This window comes from Achromobacter sp. DH1f (genome assembly GCF_000633435.1).
Taxonomy (GTDB): domain Bacteria; phylum Pseudomonadota; class Gammaproteobacteria; order Burkholderiales; family Burkholderiaceae_B; genus Achromobacter; species Achromobacter deleyi.
Genome location: NZ_AYMF01000020.1, coordinates 1 through 22774, shown reverse-complemented (window position 1 = coordinate 22774; position 22774 = coordinate 1). Strand labels below are relative to the sequence as shown.

The following is a 22774-nucleotide window of genomic DNA, read 5'->3' as shown; positions in this document are numbered from 1 at the left end:
GCATCATGAACACGCCGTCATGAAATCATCCCGCCCGCCATCGCCCGCCACGCGGCGCGTGCCGTCGACGTTGCGCTGTGCCCTGCTCATGGCCATCACGCTCTTTGCGTCCCAGGCCATTGCGGCAGGACAACCGCCGTCGGACCCGCCACTCCCGGCGCCAGGCGAATCCCTGACGCCCATCCGCATTCTCGCCGCGTCCCCCGCCTGCCCCGTCACCACCCGCAGAAGCGGCGGCAAGGTCGACGACATCTACTGGACCCAAGGCCCCTACAACGCCCGCGTCACCACCGACGAAGTCGACCACTACGTCGACCTGAACCTGATCGTCAAAACCTCCGGCTACCACCCCGGCGACTGCATCGAAGCCACGATCCAGGCCGACGACGGCCAGGACGTTGCAATGGAAACCAAAACAATCGTGCTGCGCGCCCGGGTCAACGAAATCGGCTACGCCTTCTTCGAAGCCCCGATGCGCCGCTATACGTTGATTCTGAGGTGATGTCAGGGCGATACCGCGATGAAAGCGCGCAGACGCAAAAAAGCCGGCCCGCTTTCGCGATACCGGCTTTCAGCTAAAAGTGTCGGGAAACACTTTCAAGAATTCGACCACATCAAGTGGTCGGGGCGAGAGGATTCGAACCTCCGACTCCTGCGTCCCGAACGCAGTACTCTACCAGGCTGAGCTACGCCCCGAGTCTTACTACATCTAGTCTTTCGACTACTGACTTCGCTGCGCTCAGTGCAACCAAATCATTTTTCGCTTTCCACCAAAGGGCTTGGGGGTTCCAAGATCCTTGGGTTTTGGTGAACTTATTTCGCTGCCTTTCGGTTAGCGATCTCTATTCACCGCGAAAGCGCAGAATTCTAACAGAGAATTTAGAAAAGGGGAAACGGGGTAGTTCGACAGGGCTTCGCGGGCCCGATCCGCCTCGGCCACGGCGGCCTGGCGGGCGTGGTCCAGCGCATCGGTGGCCTGGATGGCGGCGGCCACGGCGGCGAAGTCGGCGTCGCCCGTCTTGATGGCGTCGCGGATCAGTTGCTGCTGTTCGGGCGTACCCACTTCCATCACGCGGATCAGCGGCAGCGTGGGCTTGCCCTCGCGCAGATCGTCGCCCACGTTCTTACCCAGCGCGGTGGCGTCGCCGCTGTAGTCCAGCACGTCGTCCACCAACTGGAAGGCCGTGCCCACGTGGCGGCCGTAGGCGGCCGCGGCGGCTTCCTGCTCCGGCGTGGCGCCGGCCAGCACGGCGCCAACCTGGGCGGCGGCCTCGAACAGCTTGGCGGTCTTGTAGCGCACCACCTGCAGGTAGCGTTCCTGCGACACGTCCGGGTCGTGCACGTTCAAGAGCTGCAGCACCTCGCCCTCGGCGATCACCGTGGTGGCCTCGGACAGGATGCTCATGATGCGCATCGAGTCGGCCTCGACCATCATCTCGAACGAGCGGGAATAGAGATAGTCGCCCACCAGCACGCTGGCGGCGTTGCCGAACACTGCGTTGGCGGTGTCGCGGCCACGGCGCAGGTCGGATTCGTCGACTACGTCGTCGTGCAGCAGCGTCGCGGTATGGATGAATTCCACCACGGCGGCCAGCAGCTGGTGATGCGTCCCTTCATAGCCCAGGGCGCGCGCCACCATCAGCACCATCGCCGGGCGCATGCGCTTGCCGCCCGCCCCAATGATGTAATCGCCGATCGTACGGATCAGCACCACCTCGGAATTCAGCCGCTCGCGGATAACCGCATCGACGGCTTTCATATCGTCAGCTATGGGGGCAATGAGCGCGGGGAGATTCAAGACGTATCCGGAGTGTGAAACGAGCCGTGTGTAACAGCTCTTACCGCTGGGCCCGCCGGGATGGCAGGGGGATTCGACCAGCGATTATACGGGGTGTCACGAACCGTAGCCGGGCCTCGTCGCCCCCGCGCCCAGGGGCCGGACGGCACAGCGCCCAGCGCTGGCGGGCCCATGATCAGACCCCGTTATTTAACGCCACCCTGGCCTGTCCGCGGCGCCCACGCGACACCTAAGCCCTTACCCTGCAAGCGCTTTTTGACTTTTCCCCAGCCCCACGCTAATATCCCGGATTCGGTCAGTGATGGCCGAATTACGTCGGTGAATTACGCACTACGCGCTTAGCGAAATGCCTGGCGGCCCCACGCAAATTCTGCACCGCAGAATCTGCGCGAAGCCCCCGCCCGGCATCAGCCAGCCAGAACATCCTGGCCCGGCAATCTCTCTATAGCAAGTACCGCCAGCCCAGCAGGGCCGGCTGCGAATAAGCCCATTTACCTATTTAAGGAATACCCCATGTACGCGGTCGTAAAAACCGGTGGCAAGCAGTACCGTGTTGCCATTGGCGAAAAACTCAAGATAGAACAGATACCGGCAGACATTGGGCAAGAAATCACCCTGGATCAAGTGCTGTCCGTGGGCGAAGGCGACCAACTGAAAGTTGGCACGCCCCTCGTCTCGGGCGCCGTGATCAAGGCAACGGTTCTTGCGCAAGGCCGCCACGACAAGGTCAAGATCTTCAAGATGCGCCGTCGCAAGCACTATCAGAAGCGTCAGGGCCACCGTCAGAACTACACCGAAATCCGCATCGAAGCCATCACGGCTTAAGAAGCGACTCGGTACCACATTAGCAGGAGCTAAAAATGGCACAGAAAAAGGGCGGCGGCTCTACGCGAAACGGACGCGACTCAGAATCGAAGCGTCTGGGCGTCAAGGCTTTCGGCGGTGAACTGATTCCCGCTGGTTCGATCATCGTGCGTCAGCGCGGTACCCGTTTCCACGCTGGCGTGAACGTCGGCATGGGCAAGGACCACACCCTGTTCGCGCTGATCGACGGCAAGGTTCAATTCGGCTTCAAGGGCGCGTTGAACAAGCAAACCGTTTCGATCGTCGCCGCCGAGTAATCGGCAATCGCGTCCGCGGCCCTCGCGGCGGACGCAGCACGATCCGGCAAACGGCAAGGTCGCCCCGGCGATCTGCCCCACGCCAGAACGGCAAAAGCCCTGTCGCACGCGGCAGGGCTTTTTTCCTTCCAGGCCAGCGCCATCGCGGCGCAGCCTCTACATTCATACACGCGCAGACATCATGAAATTCGTAGACGAAGCCACCATTGAAGTCGTCGCCGGCAAAGGCGGCAATGGCGTGGCGAGCTTTCGCCGCGAAAAATTCATCCCCAAAGGCGGCCCGGACGGCGGCGACGGCGGACGCGGCGGTACGATCTACGCGGTCGCCGACCGCAACATCAACACGCTGATCGACTTCCGCTACGCACGCCTGCACCGCGCCAAGGGCGGTGAAAACGGCCGCGGCTCGGACCAATACGGCGCGGCCGCTCCGGACATCACGCTGCGCGTGCCCGTTGGCACCATCATCCATGACGCCGAAACCGGCGAAGTCCTGTTCGACCTGAACACACACGAGCAGAAAGTCGTGCTCGCGGCAGGCGGCCAGGGCGGCATGGGCAACATCCACTTCAAGTCCAGCCTGAACCGCGCGCCGCGTCAGTGGACGCCCGGCAAGGAAGGCGAGCACCGCTACCTGCGCATGGAACTGAAGGTGCTGGCGGACGTGGGCCTGCTGGGCCTGCCCAACGCCGGCAAGTCCACGCTGATCACGCGCATCTCGAATGCCAAGCCGAAGATCGCGGACTACCCCTTCACCACCCTGCATCCCAACCTGGGCGTCGTGCGCACCTCGCCGTCGCGCAGCTTCGTCGTGGCCGACATTCCCGGCCTGATCGAAGGCGCCTCCGAAGGCGCGGGCCTGGGCCACCTGTTCCTGCGCCACCTGGCGCGCACCCGCGTGCTGCTGCACCTGGTGGACGTGTCCACCCCCGATCCGGACGCCGATCCCGTCGAGCAGGCCGTCAATGACGCCCGCGCCATCGTCGAAGAACTGCGCCGCTACGATCCGGAACTGGCCGACAAGCCGCGCTGGCTGATCCTGAACAAGCTGGACATGGTGCCCGATCCCGAAGACACCAAGCGCCGCTTCCTCGAGCTCTACAAATGGACGGGCCCCGTGTTCGCCATTTCCGGGCTGACGGGCGAAGGCACGCAGGACATGCTGTACGCGCTGCAAGACTACCTGGACGCCGAGCGCGAAAAGGAACACGTGTCGCAAGACCAGGCCGACGGCACCTACGTGGCACCGGACCCCCGCTTCGACGACAAGCGTTCCGACGCCGACAAGCCCGCCGCGCCGCGTGGCGGTGACGAATAAGCCATAATCGCAGTCCTTCCGATTACGTCTTTTCTCGCCGCAGCCGGGCCCCAACATGTCTGCTGAATCACCCGCCGTTTCCGTCGTCACCCACGCCCAGCGCCTGGTCGCCAAAGTCGGCTCGTCGCTGGTCACCAACGAAGGCCGCGGCCTGGACCGCGCCGCCGTCGCCCACTGGGCCGCGCAGATCGCTTCCCTGCACAAGCAGGGCAAGCAGATCGTGCTGGTTTCCAGCGGCGCCATCGCCGAGGGCATGGCGCGGCTGGGCTGGCGCAAGCGCCCGTCGGTCATGCACGAGCTTCAAGCCGCCGCCGCCGTGGGCCAGATGGGCCTGTGCCAGGCCTATGAAGCCGCCTTCGCCGAATACGGCCTGCGCACCGCGCAGATTCTGCTGACCCACGAAGACCTGGCCGACCGCCACCGCTACCTGAACGCGCGCAGCACCATCTTCGCGCTGCTGCGCCTGGGCGTGGTGCCCATCGTCAACGAGAACGACACGGTCGTCACCGACGAAATCCGCCTGGGCGACAACGACACGCTGGGCGCCCTGGTCACCAACCTGATCGAAGCCGACACGCTGATCATCCTGACGGACCAGCGCGGCCTGTACGACTCGGACCCCCGCAAGAATCCCGATGCCAAGTTCATGGCGCATGCGCAGGCCGGCGATGCATCGCTGGAAGCCATGGCGGGCGGCGCCGGCAGCGGCATCGGCACCGGCGGCATGCTGACCAAGGTGCTGGCCGCCAAGCGCGCCGCACACAGCGGCGCGCACACCATCATCGCCTCGGGCCGCGAACCCAATGTGCTGACCCGCCTGGCGCAAGGCGAATGCATCGGCAGCGAATTACGCGCCGTGCTGCCGGTGTGGTCTGCGCGCAAGCAATGGCTGGCCGACCACCTGCGGCTGCGCGGCCGCGTGGTGCTGGACGACGGCGCCGTGCAAGCCCTGCTGCGCGAAGGCAAGAGCCTCTTGCCGATCGGCGTGGTCGAGGTCGAAGGCGAATTCGGCCGCGGCGACGTCGTCGCCTGCGTCGACAGCCAGGGCCGCGAGTGCGCCCGCGGCCTGATCAATTATTCGTCGGCGGACACTCGCCGCATCTTGCGCCAGCCCTCGTCGCAGATCGCCCGCATCCTGGGCAGCATGACCGACCCCGAGCTCATGCACCGCGACAACCTGGTGGTGCTCTAGCAAGCCACTGCGCAGGCTGGCATACGCCAGCCTGCCGTCATCTTCCTGCCGGCCCTGAACGCGTTCCCTTGCTGGCTTCTGGCGGCACCCGCCTGACGGCCGGTTTCTAGCCCGGCTCTGCCCCGCCCTGTGGCAGCAGCATGTATCCCCACCCGCGCACCGCCAGCACCGGCAATTCGAAATTGCGCCGCCGCGCCTTGGCGCGCAGGCGCGATACCAGGACATCCACGCGCCGCGCGCCGTCCTGGGGATCCCGCGCCGCGTCGGGAAAGAACCCTTCACGGTGCAGGCATTGCCCCGGCGCGCCCAGCAAGCTGACAAAAAAAGCACGCTCGGTGTGCGTCAAGGGCAGGCGTTCGCCGTCCGGCCCGGCCAGCATGCGGCCCAATGCATCGACACGCCACTGCGCCCGTCCAACGGGTGCAGGACGCGTACCCCGGATCAGGTTGCGCAGAACGGCGTCCCATTCTTCATTCGTGGCGTTGGCAGGCACGCACGCATGCGCACCGGCATCCAGTGCGGCGATACGCGCTTGTGGGCAATCAGAAAGCGGCTGCCAGACCACCGCGGTCGCAGGCGCTGCAACGCGCAGCGCCAGGATCAATGCTGGCAGATCTTGCCCGATACCGAACAGCACCACGGCATCAGCGGACTGGTGACGCAGCCGCGCCCGCAGATCGTCGGGCGACTCGCACAGGCTGACCCGCCAATGAAATTGGCGTAAGGTATGCACGAAGTTATTGCACGCCATTCCATCACGTTGCACGACGAGGACGTGACCTATTTCCTGCATGCGATCGTCTCCCCGAACTTATCACGTAAGTAATATTTATAGCTACCAAAGTGCCTACGGCGCAAGCTTCAATCGACGCGTGAAAACATTTTCAGACCGACTGAAGCATGCTCGTCTCTTGCGTGGCCACACGCAGAAGACCGTCGCACGCCTGGCGCGCCTCTCGCAAAGCGCGATTGGCAGCTATGAAAGCGGGTTGCGGCATTCCAGCCGCTCGCTGCGCAAACTGGCGCAAGTCCTGAAGGTCGAGCTCGAATGGCTCGAAACCGGCAAAGGCCCCATGGAGCTTCCCATGGAAGGCTACGATCTCACCGATACGCTGCCGCCCACCAGCGGCGTATCCGAATCGCTGCCACGCCCTGCCGGCCGCCGTCCACGCCCGCAGGCGCCATGGCCGTTTCCCAATATTGCGCCGGCGCAGTTCGATACGCTGACGCCTGACGACCGAGCCATGCTCGAAGCCCTGACGCAGACCTTCATTGAAATGGCGCAAGCGCGTCGCGGCGTGAAGCCCCGTGGACGCAAGGCCGGCTGAATCCGGCCAGCCCCCCTCGCAGCAGGACAAAAAAAACCCGGCCATGGCCGGGTTTCTTGCGCGTGGGTCCGATCAGGGCTTGGCGGGCGCCGGAGCCGGCGCAGCACCAGGTGCCGGGGCATTTTCGCCACGGATCTTGGCAGCGATGTCGGACGCGGCTTGGGCCGACGGCACGCCGAAGGCCAGCACGCCACGGTTCAGGGGTTCGCCGATCTTCGGCGCGGCGATCAGCTCGCGGTCGATGACCAAGGCCAGCATGTTGCCGACGTTCTGGCTGCTGATTTCGTTGAGCTTGCGAGCGCCGGCTTCCGAGAAGCGCAGGCCGACGAAGTTGCCGCCTTGACGGTCGACCAGGGCGGCGGCTTCGGTCAGGTCTGCACGGGTCAGTGCCGGCTGCTGCTGCAGGTAGATCTTGCCATCCGGCAGGCTCAGTTCGACCAGGCCGGCGCCCGGCTGGGCCTGTGCCACGTAGAACTCGACGATCGAAGCGGTAGCCGGCTGCTGGCCGGAAGGCTGCTGCTGGCCCGCCGTGTCGGGCGTGGCGGCGGCGCCGGGTTTGGTCGGGGCGGTCTTGCAACCTGCAAGCGCAAGGGTCATGACGACCAGTGCAGGCGCCAATTTGCGTAGGGTCAGTTGCATGCTCGATTCCTTCTTAAGTGGACTGGAGCCGAAGGACTGACCCCCGGCTGACGGGAAAAAGTGTACAGAACATGTATGGCAGTGTCTCCGCAGTCTGATTCCAAATGTAAACCGGTACTACCGCCAGCGCCATGACACGGAATCGCCCCACATGCGCCTGCTGCTGCCCGCCGCCGGCCGCCCGCGTTACTGCGATGCAGCATCACCCCGCATTCGCCTCCCGCCCTGGCAGGCTCTATACTTCGCTTTCGCGCAGGGGTACTCGTCGCGCCATTGCGGCCCGACGTGTTGAGAGAGTCCCTTCGTACCAGTACGGATAATGCCGATGCTGGGAGCCGTATTCCCGCCATGCCACGCATGGCGGGAGTCCATTCCCGATCGGCTCCAAACCATTCGCTTGGAGCTTTCCATGAACGCCAATCCCAAATTCCTGGCCGCCACCGCCGAAGTCGACGCGGCCGCGGTCGCCCCCTTGCCCAAATCCCGCCGGGTCTACGAAGTCGGTTCCCGCCCCGACATCCGCGTACCCTTCCGCGAGATCGAGCAAGACGACACCCCCACCATGTTCGGCGGCGAAAAGAATCCGCCGCTGACCGTCTACGATTGCAGCGGTCCCTACACCGACCCGGACGCCAAGATCGACATCCGCCGCGGCCTGCCCGAACTGCGCCGCGCCTGGATCGAAGAGCGCGGCGACACGGAAGTGCTGTCGGGCCCCACCAGCGACTACGGCAAGGAACGCCTGACCGATCCCAAGCTGACGGCCATGCGCTTTGACCTGCAACGCCCGCCCCGCCGCGCGGTGGCCGGCGCCAACGTCTCGCAGATGCACTACGCCCGCCGCGGCATCATCACGCCGGAAATGGAATACGTGGCGATCCGCGAAAGCCTGCGCCGCGAGCACTACCTGCAAACGCTGCGCGACAGCGGCCCGGACGGCGAAAAGATGGTCAAGCGCCTCTTGCGCCAGCACCCCGGCCAATCGTTCGGCGCCGCCATCCCCGCCGCGATCACCCCGGAATTCGTGCGCGACGAAATCGCCCGCGGCCGCGCGATCATCCCCGCGAACATCAACCACCCCGAAGTCGAACCGATGGCCATCGGCCGCAACTTCCTGGTGAAGATCAACGCCAACATCGGCAACTCGGCCGTCAGCTCCGGCATCGGCGAAGAAGTCGAGAAGATGACCTGGGCGATCCGCTGGGGCGGCGACACCGTGATGGACCTGTCCACCGGCAAGCACATCCACGAAACCCGCGAATGGATCATCCGCAACTCGCCGGTGCCGATCGGCACGGTGCCGATCTACCAGGCGCTGGAAAAGGTCGACGGCAAGGCCGAAGAACTGACCTGGGAGATCTTCCGCGACACGCTGATCGAGCAAGCCGAGCAAGGCGTGGACTACTTCACGATCCACGCAGGCGTGCGCCTGCCCTTCATCCCGATGACGGCCGACCGCATGACCGGCATCGTTTCGCGCGGCGGTTCGATCATGGCCAAGTGGTGTCTGGCGCACCACAAGGAAAGCTTCCTCTACGAGCGCTTCGAGGAAATCTGCGAAATCATGAAGGCCTACGACGTCAGCTTCTCGCTGGGCGACGGCCTGCGCCCGGGTTCGGGCTACGACGCGAACGACGAAGCCCAATTCGCCGAACTGAAGACGCTGGGCGAACTGACGCAAGTGGCCTGGAAGCACGACGTGCAGGTGATGATCGAAGGCCCCGGCCACGTGCCGATGCAGATGATCAAGGAAAACATGGAGCTGCAGCTGGAACACTGCCACGAGGCGCCGTTCTACACGCTGGGCCCCCTGACGACCGACATCGCCCCCGGCTACGACCACATCACGTCGGGCATCGGCGCGGCGCTGATCGGCTGGTACGGCACGGCCATGCTCTGTTATGTGACGCCCAAGGAACACCTGGGCCTGCCGAACAAGAAGGACGTGAAGGACGGCATCATCACGTACAAGATCGCCGCCCACGCCGCGGACCTGGCCAAGGGCCACCCGGGCGCCGCGATCCGCGACAACGCGCTGTCCAAGGCACGTTTCGAGTTCCGCTGGGACGACCAGTTCAATCTGGGCCTGGACCCGGACACGGCCAAGGAGTTCCACGACGAAACGCTGCCCAAGGACTCGATGAAGGTGGCCCACTTCTGCTCGATGTGCGGCCCGCACTTCTGCAGCATGAAGATCACGCAGGACGTCCGTGATTACGCGGCTGCCCAGGGCGTCAGCGAGAAGGATGCGCTGCAAAAGGGAATGCAGGAAAAATCAGTCGAGTTCGTTAAGAAAGGGGCCGAGGTTTATCATCGGCAGTGATTGTTTGGTGTTTTTTGAAGTGCGCGCGGTTGAGTTCTTGAGCCGCGCGTGACGGGGCAGGCGGGGTGAGGGCGGGGCTACGATTGCGGTCCGGAGCCTTCGCTCCGGACTGCCCCTTCGTCATCCTCGTACGCCTTCGGCTCCCTACGGATTCCCTCGGGCGCATCTACACGCCCCGCCCTCACCCCGCCTGCCCCGTCACGCGCTCTTGATGTGCCTTAGTCGCGGCCTCTGGGGCGGTCAGTGTGCTTGGCATGCTAGCCAACATCGGAGGGGGGGTGGCGGGGTGGGACGGTGCCCGCCTCGTGCCGGCCGCGCGGGCGGCCTTACGAGGCTTACGCCGTGTCTTGCGTGCACCGATGCCGCTCTCGCGCTTGCGAGGCATCACATCTTTTAATCCACAGCTGAATTGACGCCGCCTTCCCACCGATCTTCTATCGGCGCGGATGCCGCTGCGTTCCACATCAATGTGCAGCGCCCGATGGGCGGCGCGCGAGACAGTCAACATGCGCAAGCCAGTGCCCGCTCGCGCCGCCCATCACCGCCCCTCCCCAAGAAATGCGGACCCACTAGAAAACCACTCCCCACCAGCGCGAAGCGCAACCGCAACACTGTCAGCAACACGAATGCCAAACGTGGCCGCCCGCGCGGCCGCGGCTTGGCGACCCTGTAGATCTCATTCCCTGTATACAGGTCTAGCAGCGCGACAAACCTCGAAAACCGTAGCCCGTCGCGGGGGTGGCTTGCGGAGTGGGCAACCTCGATGCGCCCGAGGGAATCCGTAGGGAGCCGAAGGCGGACGAGGATGACGAAGGGGAAGTCCGGCGCCGGCGCGCCGGACCGCAATCGTGTGCGCCCACTCCGCAAGCCACCCCAGCGACGGGCGACCTACGAAGCACAGGGCGACCTACGAAGCACCGAGCGACCGACGAAACACCGCACAATCGACGAAGCAATCCCCAACCTAAAACGCCAAGCGTTAAAGCAGCTTCCCAGGATTCATGATCCCCTTAGGATCCAACACCCGCTTGATCTCCCGCATCACCCGCAACTCCAACGCATCCTTGCTATGCAAGAAATGATCCCGCTTCAACTGCCCGATCCCGTGTTCCGCACTGATGCTTCCCCCGTACCGGTTCACCTCATCCAGCACCGCGTCCGTAATCGCCGCCCCGTGCTCCGCCACCCAGCCCTTGTCTGCACCCGCCGGCCTGGACAGGTTGTAGTGCAGGTTGCCGTCGCCGAAATGGCCGAAGATGAACGGGCGCAGGTCCGGGTAGAGCGCGCGGATGCGGGCTTCGGCCGATGCCATGAAGTCCGGGATGCTTTCGATCGGCAACGACACATCGTGCTTCAGGTGGGGGCCGTCTGCGCGTTGGGCTTCCGAGATTTCCTCGCGAAGTTTCCATAGCGCTTGCAGTTGTGCCAGCGATGCCGACACCGCCGCGTCCAGGCACAGGCCGCGTTCCAGCGCCGTGCCGATCACGTTTTCAAGCAACGCCGTCAGCGCAGCCTCGTCTGCCGTGTCCGCCAATTCCACCAGCACATAGGCCGGGTAACGTTGGTCGAACGGTTCCTGGACGCCTGCCGCGTGCGTCAGCACCAGGTCCAGGCAGTCGCCCGAGAAATACTCGAAGGCTTGCAGGCGCGCGCCGCATTGCTCGAACAGGATCTCGAACAGCTGCAATGCCTGGGCCGGCGACTCTACTGCCGCCAGCACCACCGAACGCACGTCCGTGCGCGGGAACAGGCGCAGCGCCACTGCCGTAATCACGCCCAGCGTGCCTTCCGAACCGATCAGCAGCTGCTTCAGGTCGTAGCCCGTGTTGTCCTTGCGCAGCGTGCGCAGGCCGTTGAAGACCTCGCCGTTGGGCAGCACCGCTTCCAGGCCCAGCACCAGCTCGCGCGCCATCCCGTAGCGCACCACATTCACGCCGCCGGCATTGGTGGCGACGTTGCCGCCGATCTGGCTTGAGTCTTCCGCGGCCAGGCTCAGCGGCAGCAGGCGGTTGGCGTCTTGCGCGGCGCGGCGCAGGTTGCCCAGGATGCAGCCGGCTTCGGCCACCATCGTATTGGCCACCGTGTCGATCGACCGGACCGCATTCATGCGATCCAGGCTGAGCACCACATTCACCGGCGCCGCATCCGGCGTGGCGCCACCGCACAGGCCCGTATTGCCGCCGCGCGGCACCACCGGTACGCCGGCCTCATTGCAGATCGCCAGGCAGGTCGAGACTTCGGCCGTCGTGCGCGGGCGGACCACCGCCTGTGCGTGGCCGTTGTACAGGCCGCGCCAGTCGGACAGCCACGGGGCGATGTCGGCCTCGGCGGTGTAGACGGTATCGGAACCCAGGGCCTGGACCAGGCGCTGTGCAATATCGGTTGAGCTCATGATGTCTATGGAGAAACGGGAAAGAGGGAATCCAGTTGCAGGCGGCCGGCGGCCTGGCGCAGGTGGCGCACCGCCATGGCGCGTGCGCCGTCGGCGTCGCCCGCACGGATCGCGTCGAACACGGCCACATGTTCCTGGTGCACCGCGTGGGTCATGCCTTCCTGGCGCCGGCTGTTCGAACGCGCGGTGCTGACGGCCAGGCGCAGTTGCAGGTTCAGGTATTGCAGCAAGTCTTGGTAGAACGGGTTGTGCGTGGCAGTCGCGATGGCCAGGTGGAACGCGATGTCGTGTTCCACACTGTGATCGGGATGATCCAGGTCGCGTTCCAGGTCGACCAGCGCGCGGGCCATGGCGTCCAGGTCGGCGGGGGTGCGACGCTGCGCGGCCAGGGCCGCGGCGCCGCCTTCCAGTTCCATGCGCAATTCGTAGACGTTGGCCAGTTGCTCACGGCTGACCGCGATGTCGGCCGGCACCAAAAAGCCTTGCGCGCCCGTGCGCGACAGCACGACGCTGCCGGAACCCTGGCGGCTCTGGATCAGGCCCTGGGCGCGCAGGCGCTCGGTGACTTCTCGAATGACCGCGGCGCTCACGCCGTATTGCTCGGCCAGCACCCGGCCCGGCGGCAGCTTGGCGCCCACGGGGTAGACGCCCTGGGCGATGTCGTCGGCAATCTGGCGGGCAACCTGTTCGGTCAGGGTAAGGGTCTTGGTCAGCATGGCGCCGTCAGTATATCGCAGACTTTTCAGGTTATCTGATAACTTTGAAGAGACTGGGTCACCCGGTTTGTCGACCCACCGCGACGGATGTGGCTCGCCGCATGCCGCTGCCAGGGGCGGGCCCGTGCGCCGCTGCCCTCACGCGGCGGCGGCAGCCCCGCCGGCCTCGGCCTCTTCCAGCTCCGGTGCCCCCGCCACGGCGCAGCGGCGGCCGCCCCGGGCCTTGGCGCGATACAGCGCCGCATCCGCCGAATCCAGCACCGATTGGGCTTTGCGGTTGGCACCGGAAATAAGGGAGATGCCGATGGACAGCCCCACGCTGACGCGTGTGCCGTCGGCCAGGGTGATGGGCTGCGTGGCATCGCGCAGCAGGTGGTTGCCCAGGCGCAGCGCGGCGGTTGCATCGATGCCGGTGGCCAGCACGATGAATTCGTCGCCGCCGATGCGGGCAGCCACGTCGTCCACCCGCAGCATGGCGCGCATGCGCTGCGCGATGGTTTTCAGCACATGGTCGCCGGCCGCATGGCCGTGCGTGTCGTTGATGATCTTGAAGTCATCCATGTCCATGTAGAACAGCGCAGCCGCGCTGTCGTGTTCGCGCGCGCTGGTGCAGATGCGTTCCAGCGCGGCTTCCAGCCCGGCGCGATTGGCCAGCCCGGTCAGGGCGTCCAGGCTGGCGCGGCGCTCGTTCTCGCGCTCGGCCAGCATGGTGGACACCAGGATGCGCCGCAGCCGCTGCGACGCGATGCTCATGCTGACCAGGTAGAACGGGATCTGAATGAAGACGATCGCCGTGACGATTTCACCGGCGAACAGCGCGCCCAGGCACATCGGGCCCAGGCTCAGGAAGATCATCGCGGCAACCAGCCGCGGCGCGCCGTAATTGCGAAAGCAGATGCCCCCGGCCATGGCGCCGCAGGACACCCCGGCCAGCGTGGCCGCCAGCCAGTCGTGGTTCAGGAACGTGATGAACACCCCGTAGCCCACGCTGAACGCCCACAGCAAGGCCAGCAGGATGTAAATGTCGGTGTGGGTATTGCCGCCGCGCGCGGCGTTGCGCAGGGCCGATCGCAGGATCGTGACGCGCACCAGGGCCAGCACGATTTCCAGGACCAGCCACGAGATGTAGAGCGGCTCGGGGCGCCGCCAGGTCACGACGCCGGAGATCATCAGGGTATTGATGACACCGCCGGCAAAGATGGGCAGGGTGCCGAACAGGCTGGCGATCAACGCGGCGCGGATATCCGCGGGAGTATCTTGCCCGGAATGCGTCAACCAACGGGTCAGCCGCCACTTGGGCAGGCTGAAGCTCAATCCTGCTGTTTCCACACCGTCACGTCCAAAGCTGCCCGTCCATATGCGATAGGCTGGCTGGCGTTATAGCAGGTATTTCAAACCTTTAATATTGTCCGCAAGGGCAATGCCTTCCGGATTTTAGGGGGACGGAATACCCGCGTCCCACCCCGCTCAATGTCCGCGATGGCCGCAGACGGCGCATTCCGGATCACGCTGCACATTGACGCTGCGCCATTGCATTGTGCGCACGTCCAGCCACAGCAAGCGCCCGGACAGGCTCTCGCCCACACCGGACAGCAGCTTCAGGGCCTCGGCGGCCTGCATGCTGCCGATGATGCCCACCACGGGCGCAAACACGCCCATCGTGGCGCAATTGGCCTCTTCGACGTCGTCGGCTTCGGGGAACAGGCAGTGATAGCAAGGCGCGTTGTCGTCGCGCAGGTCGTACACGCTGACCTGGCCGTCGAAACGGATGGCCGCGCCCGACACCAGCGGCTTGCGATGCTGCACGCAGGCACGGTTGATGGCGTGGCGGGTGGTGAAATTGTCGGTGCAGTCCAGCACCAGGTCTGCCTGCGCCACCGCGTCGGACAGGGCCTGGCCCTGCAGGCGCTCGACGCGGGCATGCACGCGGGCCTGGGGGTTGAACGCGGCCAGCATGTCGCGGCCCGATTCGGCCTTGGGCCGGCCGACGCTGGCCGTGGTGTGGAGGATCTGGCGCTGCAGGTTGCTGAGCTCGACGACGTCGTCGTCAGCCAGCGTGATGTCGCCGACGCCGGCCGTGGCCAGGTAGAGCGCGGCAGGCGAACCCAGTCCGCCCGCCCCTACGATAAGCACACGCGCCGCCAGCAGCTTTTCCTGCCCTTCGATACCCAGCTCGTCGAGCAGGATGTGGCGGGCGTAGCGCAGCAGTTGCTCGTCGTTCATTTGTCCTTGCTGGGCTCGACTCCGGTCGGCGTGATCTTCATGCGCTGGGTGTTGCCCGTGCCAGGCTTGGCATCCGCCTTGGCCTGGGCGCGGGCCGTGCCCTTCTGCACCGGTTTGCCGGCCAGCACGTTCAGCGCCTGCTGCAGCTGGAAGTCGTCCTTGCCGCCGAATTCGAACACCTTCGTCGGAACGTCGACGTTGTCCTGGTCGGAATTGGACTTCACTTCGTTGGACGTGCCCGGGTTGGACAGGTGGCGTTGCAGGTCGGCTTCGCGCGGCAGGCGGAACAGATCGCCATCGGCGGTATCGGCCACGACGTAGTCGGGTTCGATGCCGGTCGCCTGGATCGAACGGCCGCTGGGCGTGAAGTAACGCGACGTGGTGAGCTTGACCGCGGTGGTTTCGGACAGCGGCAGGATCACCTGCACCGAGCCCTTGCCGAAGGTACGGTTGCCCAGTACCTTGGCGCGCTTGTGGTCTTGCAGCGCGCCCGCCACGATTTCCGAGGCCGAGGCCGAACCGACGTTGACCAGCACCACCATCGGCACGGTCTTGGTCCAGGCCGGCAGGCCCGACAGGTAGTTGCTTTCGCCACGGGCGTATTCCGACGGGACCGCCAGGTACTTGTGGCGGGCATCCGGCGTACGGCCATCGGTCGAGACCACCAGGGCATCGGACGGCAGGAACGCGCCGGACACGCCGATGGCGCTGGTCAAGAGGCCGCCCGGGTCATTGCGCAGGTCCAGCACCAGGCCCTTGGGGGCTTCCTTGGCACCAAGGTCCTTGAGCTGCCTGGCCAGGTCGACGCCCGTCTTTTCCTGGAACTGGGCGATGCGCACGTAGGCCACGTTGTTGTCCAGCATCTTGCTGCGCACGCTGCGCACCTTGATGATGTCGCGAACGATCTTGAGCACGATCGGCTGGGGCCGGTCAGCGCGCATGATGGTCAGCGTGATGGGCGACTTGGGCGCGCCGCGCATGAGCTTGACGGCGTCGTTCAGCGACATGCCCTTGGTGGGTGTGTCGTCGATCTTGATGATCAGGTCACCGGCCATGACGCCTGCGCGCGCGGCGGGCGTGTCTTCGATGGGCGAGATGACCTTGACGAAGCCGTCTTCGGCGCCGACCTCGATGCCCAGGCCGCCGAATTCGCCTTGCGTGGCCGTCTGCATTTCACGGAATGCGTCGGCGTCCAGGTAGGCGGAGTGCGGGTCCAGGTTCGACACCATGCCCGAGATGGCATTGTCGATCAGGGTCTTGTCGTCGACGGATTCGACGTAGTTGTTCTTGATCGCGGCAAAGACGTTGCTCAGTTGCCTGAGTTCGTCCAGCGGCAGCGGGCTACCGCGCTGGGCGACAGCCGTCACGCCCACGCTGAGCAAGACACCTGCCACCGCACCGATGGCAATCAGACCGAAACCGCGAAACTTGCGAGTGCTCATGCACACTTCCCGAATTTGTTTTCGCCGATGAGGGTTTGGCGAGGGTTTGGCTGTACCAGCCCCTTTACTGCTTTACTGCGCCAGCCACTGGGCCGGATCCACAGGAGCGCCACGATGGCGAATTTCAAAGTATAGGCCGGATTCCACTTGGCCGCCGGTCGCGCCGACCGTAGCAATAGTATCCCCTGCCGCGACGGAATCGCCCACCCGTTTGAGCAGGCTTTGGTTGTAAGCATAGACGGTCAGGTATTGCTGCCCATGATCCACAATGATGAGGTTGCCGAAACCCCGCAGCCAATCGGCGTAGACCACCGTGCCGGGGGCCACCACCTTGACGGGCGTGCCTTCGGCCGCGCGCAACACCACGCCCCGCCAGACACCGCCGTCCGGGCGATCGACCCCGAAACGACCCTGCACCTGCCCCCGCACCGGCGCGGCCAGTCCGTGACGCAAGCCGTTGCCACTGCCCACAGGCGGCGCCGCACGCTGAGTCGGCTGGGTGGATGCACTACGGGTTGGAGCGGCTTCCTCTGGAACTGGTTCCGCCTTTTTGGGGGGTTCCGCGGGTTTTACCGGAGGCGGCGCCTCGGCCGGGCCGGTCAGGCGCGTCTGGCGCTGTTCAGCTGGGCGCAAGCCGGCGGCATCGGGGTCGGCCACGGCGACGGGGCCGCGGGACTGCCGCGATGCGGCTTCGACCTGCTCGCGCGCCTCGGCGGCTTCGCGGGCCTCGCGAGCGGTGCGGTCGCGCCGGGCATTGTCGGCCGCGGCCTTGTCGGCGGCCAGCTTGCGGTCAGCCTCGGCCTTCTTGCGGGCTTCGTCCGCGCGGCGGTCGGCTTCGGCCTTTTTGCGGGCCTCTTCGGCGCGGCGGGCTTCCTCGGCGCGGCGCACTTCTTCGGCACGGCGCCGCGCTTCTTCCGCTTTGCGGGCCTCTTCGGCCTGCTTGACGATGGCCGCGTCCAGATCGGTGATCAGGCGCGACAGGCGCTGGTCATCGCGCCCCAGCTTGTTGGCTTCGGCGCGCTGGGCGGCGATCTGCCCTTCCAGTTGCGCCAGCAAGGTGGCGCGGGCCTTTTGCTGGCCCACCAGCGCGGTCTTTTGTTCGGAGGTCTCGGCCACGCCTTTTTCGATCTCGGCACGGCGGGCGTCGGCCCGGCCCTGCAAGGCGGCCAGCCGGTCGATATCGGCACGCAGCGCGTCGACGGCGCGGGCGCGGGCCTGCGACACGTAGTCGAGATAGCCGAGGTTGCGGCCCAGCACCTGGGGATCGTCGCCTGACAGCAGCGCGGTCCAGGGCGACAGGCCGCTGGTGTATTGGGTGCGCAACTGGTCGGCCAGTTCCACGCGGCGCTTGGCCAGCACGGTCTGTTGCGCGGAGATCTGCTTTTCCAGGCTGGACAGGTCCGCCGTGGCCTGGCGGTTGGCGTCAGCCAGTTCCTTCAGGCGCAGATTGATCTTGGAAATTGCAGATTCGGACTGTTTCAGCGCGTCGGCGGCCTCTTTGCGGGCCGCCTCGCGCGTGTCGATATCCTTTTGCAGGTTATCGATGCGGTCGCGCAGCTGGGCCTGCTGTTTTTCAGCCTCGGACTGGCGACCGGCGAGGTCGTTGGGCGCGGCGCGCGCCGACAGCGCTCCGCCGGCCAGCATGACCGCCAACAACAACCCCGCCATGCGCACCATGGATATCAGTCCTTCTTAGCCTTGCCTTGGGCCGCGACCGCGGCCATGGCCGCCTCGATCTCGGCGGCGTCGCCCAGATAATAGTGGCGGATGGGACGCAGGTCATCATCCAGTTCATACACCAGCGGCTGCCCGGTGGGGATGTTCAGGTTGACGATGTCGTCGTCCGAGACGTTGTCCAGGTGCTTGATCAGGGCGCGCAGGCTGTTGCCGTGGGCGGCGATCAGGACCTTGCGGCCGGCCCGGATGGCGGGAGCGATGGAATCGTTCCAGAATGGCAGCACGCGTTCCACGGTGTCTTTCAGGCACTCGGTGGCCGGCAGTTGGTCGGCCGGAATCTTGGCGTAACGGCTGTCGAAACGGGGGTGGCGTTCGTCGTCCAGCGACAGCGGGTTGGGCGCAATGGCGTAGGCACGGCGCCAGATCAGCACCTGCTCGTCGCCGTACTTGGCGGCGGTTTCGGCCTTGTTCAGGCCTTGCAGGGCGCCGTAGTGGCGTTCGTTCAGGCGCCAGTTCACGCCCACGGGGGTGTACATGGCGTCCATGGCGTCCAGGGCGATCCACAGGGTGCGGATGGCGCGCTTGAGCACCGACGAATAGGCCAGGTCGAAGGTATAGCCTTCTTTCTTGAGCAATTCGCCCGCCTTGCGGGCCTGTTCGCGGCCCGTGTCGGTCAGGTCGACGTCGGTCCAGCCGGTGAAACGATTTTCAAGATTCCACTGGCTTTCGCCGTGGCGCATGAGGACAAGTTTATGCATGGTTTGGCACGCTTGTAACGCGGGTTAAAGTGAGGGAATGCGCTCATTTTATAATTGAGCGATTTTGCCCTTGATTTTGCCCCGGCGCACCCGTCGATTTCCCGGCGCGGCGCTTCAGGGTTCGCCTTTACCAGGCTAGACGCCGCACTTCAGGATGCCCCGTGGACCTTCTGCAATTCTTGCTCGATAAAAACAACATCTTCATTGTCGCCGTAACCCTCGTTTCGGGCGTCATGCTGGCCATTCCGGCCCTGCGCAAGGGCCGTACCGGCTCGGCCGTGAGCACCACGGAAGCCATCCAGATGGTCAACCAGCGCCAGGCCGTCTGGGTCGACGTGCGCCCCGCCGAACAATTCCAGGCCGGCCACATCGCCCAGGCCCGCAGCCTGCCGGTCGCCGACCTGGAACAAAAGATCGCTTCGCTGCCCAAGAACAAGCCGCTGGTCGTGGTTTGCGACAATGGCCGCGATTCGGCCCGCGCCGCCACCAAGCTGCGCGCCCAGGGCTTTGCCGACGTGGTGCCGCTGGAAGGCGGCATGCGCGCCTGGCTGGCCGCCAGCCTGCCGGTCACCCAGAAGGGTTGAACCCGCGCGCCGCGCCCCCACCTTACCGATAGAATCCGCCTGGAGCGCCTATGAATAAAGTTGTCATGTACAGCAAGGACTATTGTCCCTATTGCGCCCGCGCCAAGGCGCTGCTGGAGCAGCGCGGCGTGACCGACCTGGAAATCATCCAGATCGACCGGGAACCCGGCCAGCGCGATCTCATGATCGAACGCACCGGCCGGCGCACCGTGCCGCAGATCTTCATCGGCGATACCCATGTCGGCGGTTGCGACGACCTGATGGCCCTGGACCGCTCGGGCGGCCTTGCCCCCCTGCTCAACGGCTAAGCGCCCCGGCCCTGGCCCATCGCCCCTTTTTGCCCCCTCCCACCAACGGAAACACTCATGGCTGATCAAGACCAAAACACCCAGCAAGAAGGCGGCAACGACGCGCCCTCGTTCAATCTGCAACGCGTCTACCTGAAAGACCTTTCGCTGGAAATGCCGAATGCGCCCCACGTCTTCCTGGAGCAAGAAGCGCCCCAGGTTGAAGTGAGCATCACCGTGGGCGGCCAGCGCCTGGCCGAAACCGTGTTCGAAACCACGGTCACCGTCACCGTCACCACCCGCGTCAACGACAAGGTCGTGTACCTGGTCGAAGGCACGCAGGCCGGCATCTTCGAAGCCGCCAACATCCCCGAAGAGCAGCTCGACCCGCTGCTGGGCATCGTTTGCCCGACCATGCTGTACCCGTACCTGCGCGCCAACATCGCCGATGCGATCACCCGCACCTCGATGCCGCCGCTGCACCTGACGGAAGTCAACTTCCAGGCCCTGTACGAACAACGCCTGGCCGAACTGCAGCAGCAGCAAAGCGGCGCCAACGGCAACGGCAATGGCAGCGACTCGGGCATCATCCTGCCCGCCAGCGCCACCCGCCAGTAAGGCACGCCGCGGCACCCCATGAACCTGCCCAATCCGCCCAGCCTGCGCGTCGCCGTCCTGGGCGCGGGTAGCTGGGGCACCGCGCTGGCGGCGGCCGCAAGCCGCCGCCACCCCACCGTACTGTGGGCCCGCAATCCCGCGCAAGCCGCCGACATGGCCGCTCGCCGCGAAAACGCGCGCTACCTGCCCGGCATCGCCCTGCCCCAGTCGCTGGACATTTCTTCCGACCTGGACGCCACGCTGCACCGCCTGCAGCAAGCCGGCGCCACCCCCTTGATCGTGCTGGGCGTACCCGTGGCCGGCCTGGCCGCCACCTGCGCTGAACTCTCGCGCCGCCTGCCCGCCCTGGGCCTGCAAGACACCCCCATCGTCTGGACGTGCAAAGGCTTCGAAGCCGACACGGCCAGGCTGCCCCACGAAATCATCCGCGAAGCCCTGCCCGGCGCCGTCGGCGGCGCCCTGTCCGGCCCATCCTTCGCCCGCGAGGTCGCCCAAGGGCTGCCCGTGGCCCTCACCGTCGCCAGCGACAGTGCCGCGCTGCGCGCCGCCACCACCCAGGCCTTTCACGGCGCCGCGCTGCGCGTCTACGCCAGCAGCGACCTGGTCGGCGTGGAAGTCGGCGGCGCCCTCAAGAACGTCATCGCCGTGGCCTGTGGCATCGGCGACGGCCTCGCCTTGGGCACCAACGCCCGCGCCGCCCTCATCACCCGCGGCCTGGCCGAAATGACCCGCTTCGGCGTCGCGCTGGGCGCACAAGCCGAAACCTTCGCCGGCCTCACTGGCCTGGGCGACCTGGTGCTGACCGCCACGGGCGAACTCTCGCGCAATCGCCGCGTCGGCCTGGAAATCGGCGCCGGCCGCAAATTGGCCGACATCCTCGCCAGCGGCATCACCGCCGAGGGCGTGCGCTGCGCCCGCGCCGCCCTGGAACGCGCCCGCGCCATCAACGTCGAGCTACCGATCACCGAGGCCGTCTGCGCCGTGCTGTTCGACGGCGTGGCCCCCATGACCGCGGTGTCCGCCCTGCTGGCGCGCAACGCCCGTGACGAACAAAGCGACGGCGGCGGCTGATTCCCGCCCGCTGCCCGGCCCCCTTCCCGTCCAAGAACAACACGACGCACGACACCCCAGGAGACATCCTTCATGACGCAAACCCGCAAATTCCGGGTCGGCCCCCTGCTGCGCGGCCTTTGCCTTGGCCTCGCGGCCATCCTACCCGCCGCCGCCCACGCCGATTGGCCCGAACGCCCCATTCACATGGTGGTCCCGTTCCCGCCCGGCTCGTCGCCCGACATCCTCGCGCGCACGATCTCGGAACCGCTGGCCCAGGCACTGGGACAACCCATCGTCATCGACAACAAGCCCGGCGCCGGCGGCAACATCGGCACCCGCATCGTCACCCAGGCCAAGCCCGACGGCTATACCCTGCTCTACACCATCAACGGCCCCCTGGTCACCGCCCCCACGCTCTACAAAAAGACTCTGGGCTACGACCCCCTCAATGACCTGGCCCCCGTGACCCTGGTCGGCACCAGCCCCAACGTGCTGGCCGTGCCCGGCAACCTGAAGAACGTCAACAACGTCCAGGACTTCGTCAAGATGGTCAAGGAACACGGCAGCTCGCTGAACTACGGTTCCGTCGGCCCCGGCAGCTCGGCCCACCTGGCCATGGAAATGTTCAAGGAACGCGCCGGCATCGACATGGCGCACATCCCCTACGCCGGCTTCCCGCAGGTCATCAGCGCCATCATCGGCGGCGACATCCAGGCCGGCTTCATGGTCCCCGCCATCGCCATGCCCCAGACCCGCGACGGCAAAGTCAAAGTCCTGGCCGTCACCAGCCTGCAGCCCAGCGACACCCTGCCCGGCATCCCCACCATGGCCGCCCAGGGCTACCCCGACTTCGAAGCCATCTCCTGGAACGCCATCCTGGCCCCCGCCGAAACTCCAATGCCCATCATCGACCGCCTGAACAGCGAACTGACCCGCATCATCAACAGCGACACGGTCCGCAAGCAGATGGCCCTGCAATACTTCACCCCCGCCCCCTCCACCCCCGAAGCCCTGACCGTCCGCATCCAGGACGAAAAGGCCCGCTGGGACCAGGTGATCCAAAAGCTGAACCTGTCGCTGGACTAAGCAAAGAACCGGCGCCCCTGCGCGCAATCACCCGCCCCCAACCGCGCGCAGCGGCATCGGCACCCGCAAGACACCGCGTAAGCCTCGTAAGGCCGCCCGCGCGGCCGGCACGAGGCGGGCACCGTCCCACCCCGCCAACCCCCTCCGATGTTGGCTAGCATGCCAAGCACACTGACCGTCCCAGCGCCCGCGACTAAAGCACATCAAGAGCGCGTGACG

The 22774-nt window shown here is 65.8% G+C and carries 22 protein-coding genes and 1 tRNA gene; 12 read left to right on the top strand and 11 right to left on the bottom strand.

All coding sequences use genetic code 11. The features are described from left to right. Positions 1 to 19 precede the first annotated feature (19 nt). Positions 20 to 502, top strand: coding sequence for a hypothetical protein (locus U858_RS34300; RefSeq protein ID WP_025138403.1), 483 nt, complete (start codon positions 20 to 22; stop codon positions 500 to 502). Positions 503 to 619: 117 nt separating this feature from the next. On the opposite strand, the gene U858_RS0117280 is transcribed toward U858_RS34300, so the two are convergent. Both U858_RS0117280 and ispB read right to left on the bottom strand, forming a co-directional pair. Beyond that, a tRNA-Pro gene (locus U858_RS0117280) sits at positions 620 to 696 on the bottom strand. Between the two features lie 136 nt (positions 697 to 832). Next, complete coding sequence (gene ispB / locus U858_RS0117275) at positions 833 to 1798, bottom strand: octaprenyl diphosphate synthase (protein ID WP_025138402.1); 966 nt, start codon at positions 1796 to 1798, stop codon at positions 833 to 835. Positions 1799 to 2311: 513 nt separating this feature from the next. Here ispB and rplU point away from each other — a divergent pair. From rplU to proB, 4 genes are all read left to right on the top strand, one after another. After that, complete coding sequence (gene rplU / locus U858_RS0117270) at positions 2312 to 2623, top strand: 50S ribosomal protein L21 (RefSeq protein ID WP_025138401.1); 312 nt, start codon at positions 2312 to 2314, stop codon at positions 2621 to 2623. 35 nt (positions 2624 to 2658) lie between these two features. Continuing rightward, positions 2659 to 2919, top strand: coding sequence for a 50S ribosomal protein L27 (rpmA, locus tag U858_RS0117265; RefSeq protein WP_006216229.1), 261 nt, complete (start codon positions 2659 to 2661; stop codon positions 2917 to 2919). Positions 2920 to 3100: 181 nt separating this feature from the next. Next, entirely contained in the window at positions 3101 to 4237 is a 1137-nt protein-coding gene (obgE, locus tag U858_RS0117260) for a GTPase ObgE (RefSeq protein WP_025138400.1), read from the top strand. A gap of 55 nt (positions 4238 to 4292) precedes the next feature. Continuing rightward, positions 4293 to 5429, top strand: coding sequence for a glutamate 5-kinase (gene proB / locus U858_RS0117255; protein WP_025138399.1), 1137 nt, complete (start codon positions 4293 to 4295; stop codon positions 5427 to 5429). A 106-nt stretch (positions 5430 to 5535) separates the two neighbouring features. Here proB and U858_RS0117250 read toward each other — a convergent pair whose 3' ends face one another. Next, entirely contained in the window at positions 5536 to 6222 is a 687-nt protein-coding gene (locus tag U858_RS0117250) for a winged helix-turn-helix domain-containing protein (RefSeq protein ID WP_025138398.1), read from the bottom strand. A gap of 79 nt (positions 6223 to 6301) precedes the next feature. Between U858_RS0117250 and U858_RS0117245 the strand changes: the two genes are divergently transcribed. Then, positions 6302 to 6757 carry a helix-turn-helix domain-containing protein gene (locus U858_RS0117245; RefSeq protein WP_025138397.1) on the top strand — a complete coding sequence of 152 codons (456 nt, stop codon included), beginning with the start codon at positions 6302 to 6304 and terminating at the stop codon, positions 6755 to 6757. 72 nt (positions 6758 to 6829) lie between these two features. Here the strand turns inward: U858_RS0117245 and U858_RS0117240 are convergent, their stop codons facing one another. After that, positions 6830 to 7396, bottom strand: coding sequence for a hypothetical protein (locus tag U858_RS0117240; protein WP_025138396.1), 567 nt, complete (start codon positions 7394 to 7396; stop codon positions 6830 to 6832). A gap of 409 nt (positions 7397 to 7805) precedes the next feature. Between U858_RS0117240 and thiC the strand changes: the two genes are divergently transcribed. Then, the gene (gene thiC / locus U858_RS0117235) at positions 7806 to 9719 is read left to right on the top strand and encodes a phosphomethylpyrimidine synthase ThiC (RefSeq protein ID WP_025138395.1); all 1914 of its coding nucleotides are present in this window, start codon (positions 7806 to 7808) and stop codon (positions 9717 to 9719) included. 979 nt (positions 9720 to 10698) lie between these two features. Here the strand turns inward: thiC and U858_RS0117225 are convergent. From U858_RS0117225 to gpmA, 7 genes are all read right to left on the bottom strand, one after another. Next, entirely contained in the window at positions 10699 to 12111 is a 1413-nt protein-coding gene (locus tag U858_RS0117225; protein ID WP_025138393.1) for an FAD-binding oxidoreductase, read from the bottom strand. Positions 12112 to 12116: 5 nt separating this feature from the next. Then, positions 12117 to 12827 carry a FadR/GntR family transcriptional regulator gene (locus U858_RS0117220; RefSeq protein ID WP_029954003.1) on the bottom strand — a complete coding sequence of 237 codons (711 nt, stop codon included), beginning with the start codon at positions 12825 to 12827 and terminating at the stop codon, positions 12117 to 12119. 138 nt (positions 12828 to 12965) lie between these two features. Continuing rightward, positions 12966 to 14141 (bottom strand): GGDEF domain-containing protein, encoded by a 1176-nt coding sequence (locus U858_RS0117215; protein ID WP_029954002.1) that lies wholly within the window; start codon positions 14139 to 14141, stop codon positions 12966 to 12968. Positions 14142 to 14294: 153 nt separating this feature from the next. Further along, positions 14295 to 15050, bottom strand: coding sequence for a molybdopterin-synthase adenylyltransferase MoeB (locus U858_RS0117210; RefSeq protein WP_025138391.1), 756 nt, complete (start codon positions 15048 to 15050; stop codon positions 14295 to 14297). Further along, on the bottom strand, positions 15047 to 16492 hold the full coding sequence (locus tag U858_RS0117205) for a S41 family peptidase (RefSeq protein WP_025138390.1): 1446 nt from the start codon (positions 16490 to 16492) through the stop codon (positions 15047 to 15049). The genes U858_RS0117210 and U858_RS0117205 overlap by 4 nt, the downstream gene beginning before the upstream one ends. A 72-nt stretch (positions 16493 to 16564) precedes the next feature. Continuing rightward, complete coding sequence (locus U858_RS0117200) at positions 16565 to 18169, bottom strand: peptidoglycan DD-metalloendopeptidase family protein (RefSeq protein WP_025138389.1); 1605 nt, start codon at positions 18167 to 18169, stop codon at positions 16565 to 16567. A gap of 5 nt (positions 18170 to 18174) precedes the next feature. Beyond that, positions 18175 to 18927, bottom strand: coding sequence for a 2,3-diphosphoglycerate-dependent phosphoglycerate mutase (gene gpmA, locus U858_RS0117195; protein ID WP_025138388.1), 753 nt, complete (start codon positions 18925 to 18927; stop codon positions 18175 to 18177). A gap of 161 nt (positions 18928 to 19088) precedes the next feature. On the opposite strand from gpmA, the gene U858_RS0117190 reads away from it, so the two are divergent. The 5 genes from U858_RS0117190 (at position 19089) to U858_RS0117170 (ending at position 22555) form a co-directional block, all read left to right on the top strand. Continuing rightward, entirely contained in the window at positions 19089 to 19511 is a 423-nt protein-coding gene (locus U858_RS0117190; protein WP_025138387.1) for a rhodanese-like domain-containing protein, read from the top strand. A 50-nt stretch (positions 19512 to 19561) separates the two neighbouring features. After that, on the top strand, positions 19562 to 19819 hold the full coding sequence (gene grxC, locus U858_RS0117185) for a glutaredoxin 3 (RefSeq protein WP_025138386.1): 258 nt from the start codon (positions 19562 to 19564) through the stop codon (positions 19817 to 19819). 57 nt (positions 19820 to 19876) lie between these two features. Continuing rightward, complete coding sequence (gene secB, locus U858_RS0117180; RefSeq protein WP_025138385.1) at positions 19877 to 20416, top strand: protein-export chaperone SecB; 540 nt, start codon at positions 19877 to 19879, stop codon at positions 20414 to 20416. Between the two features lie 18 nt (positions 20417 to 20434). Continuing rightward, positions 20435 to 21487, top strand: a complete 1053-nt coding sequence (locus U858_RS0117175) for an NAD(P)H-dependent glycerol-3-phosphate dehydrogenase (protein ID WP_025138384.1) — start codon at positions 20435 to 20437, stop codon at positions 21485 to 21487. A 72-nt stretch (positions 21488 to 21559) separates the two neighbouring features. Then, a complete protein-coding gene (locus U858_RS0117170; RefSeq protein ID WP_025138383.1) occupies positions 21560 to 22555 on the top strand; it encodes a tripartite tricarboxylate transporter substrate binding protein in 996 nt (331 codons plus the stop codon). The last annotated feature ends 219 nt before the right edge of the window (positions 22556 to 22774 follow it).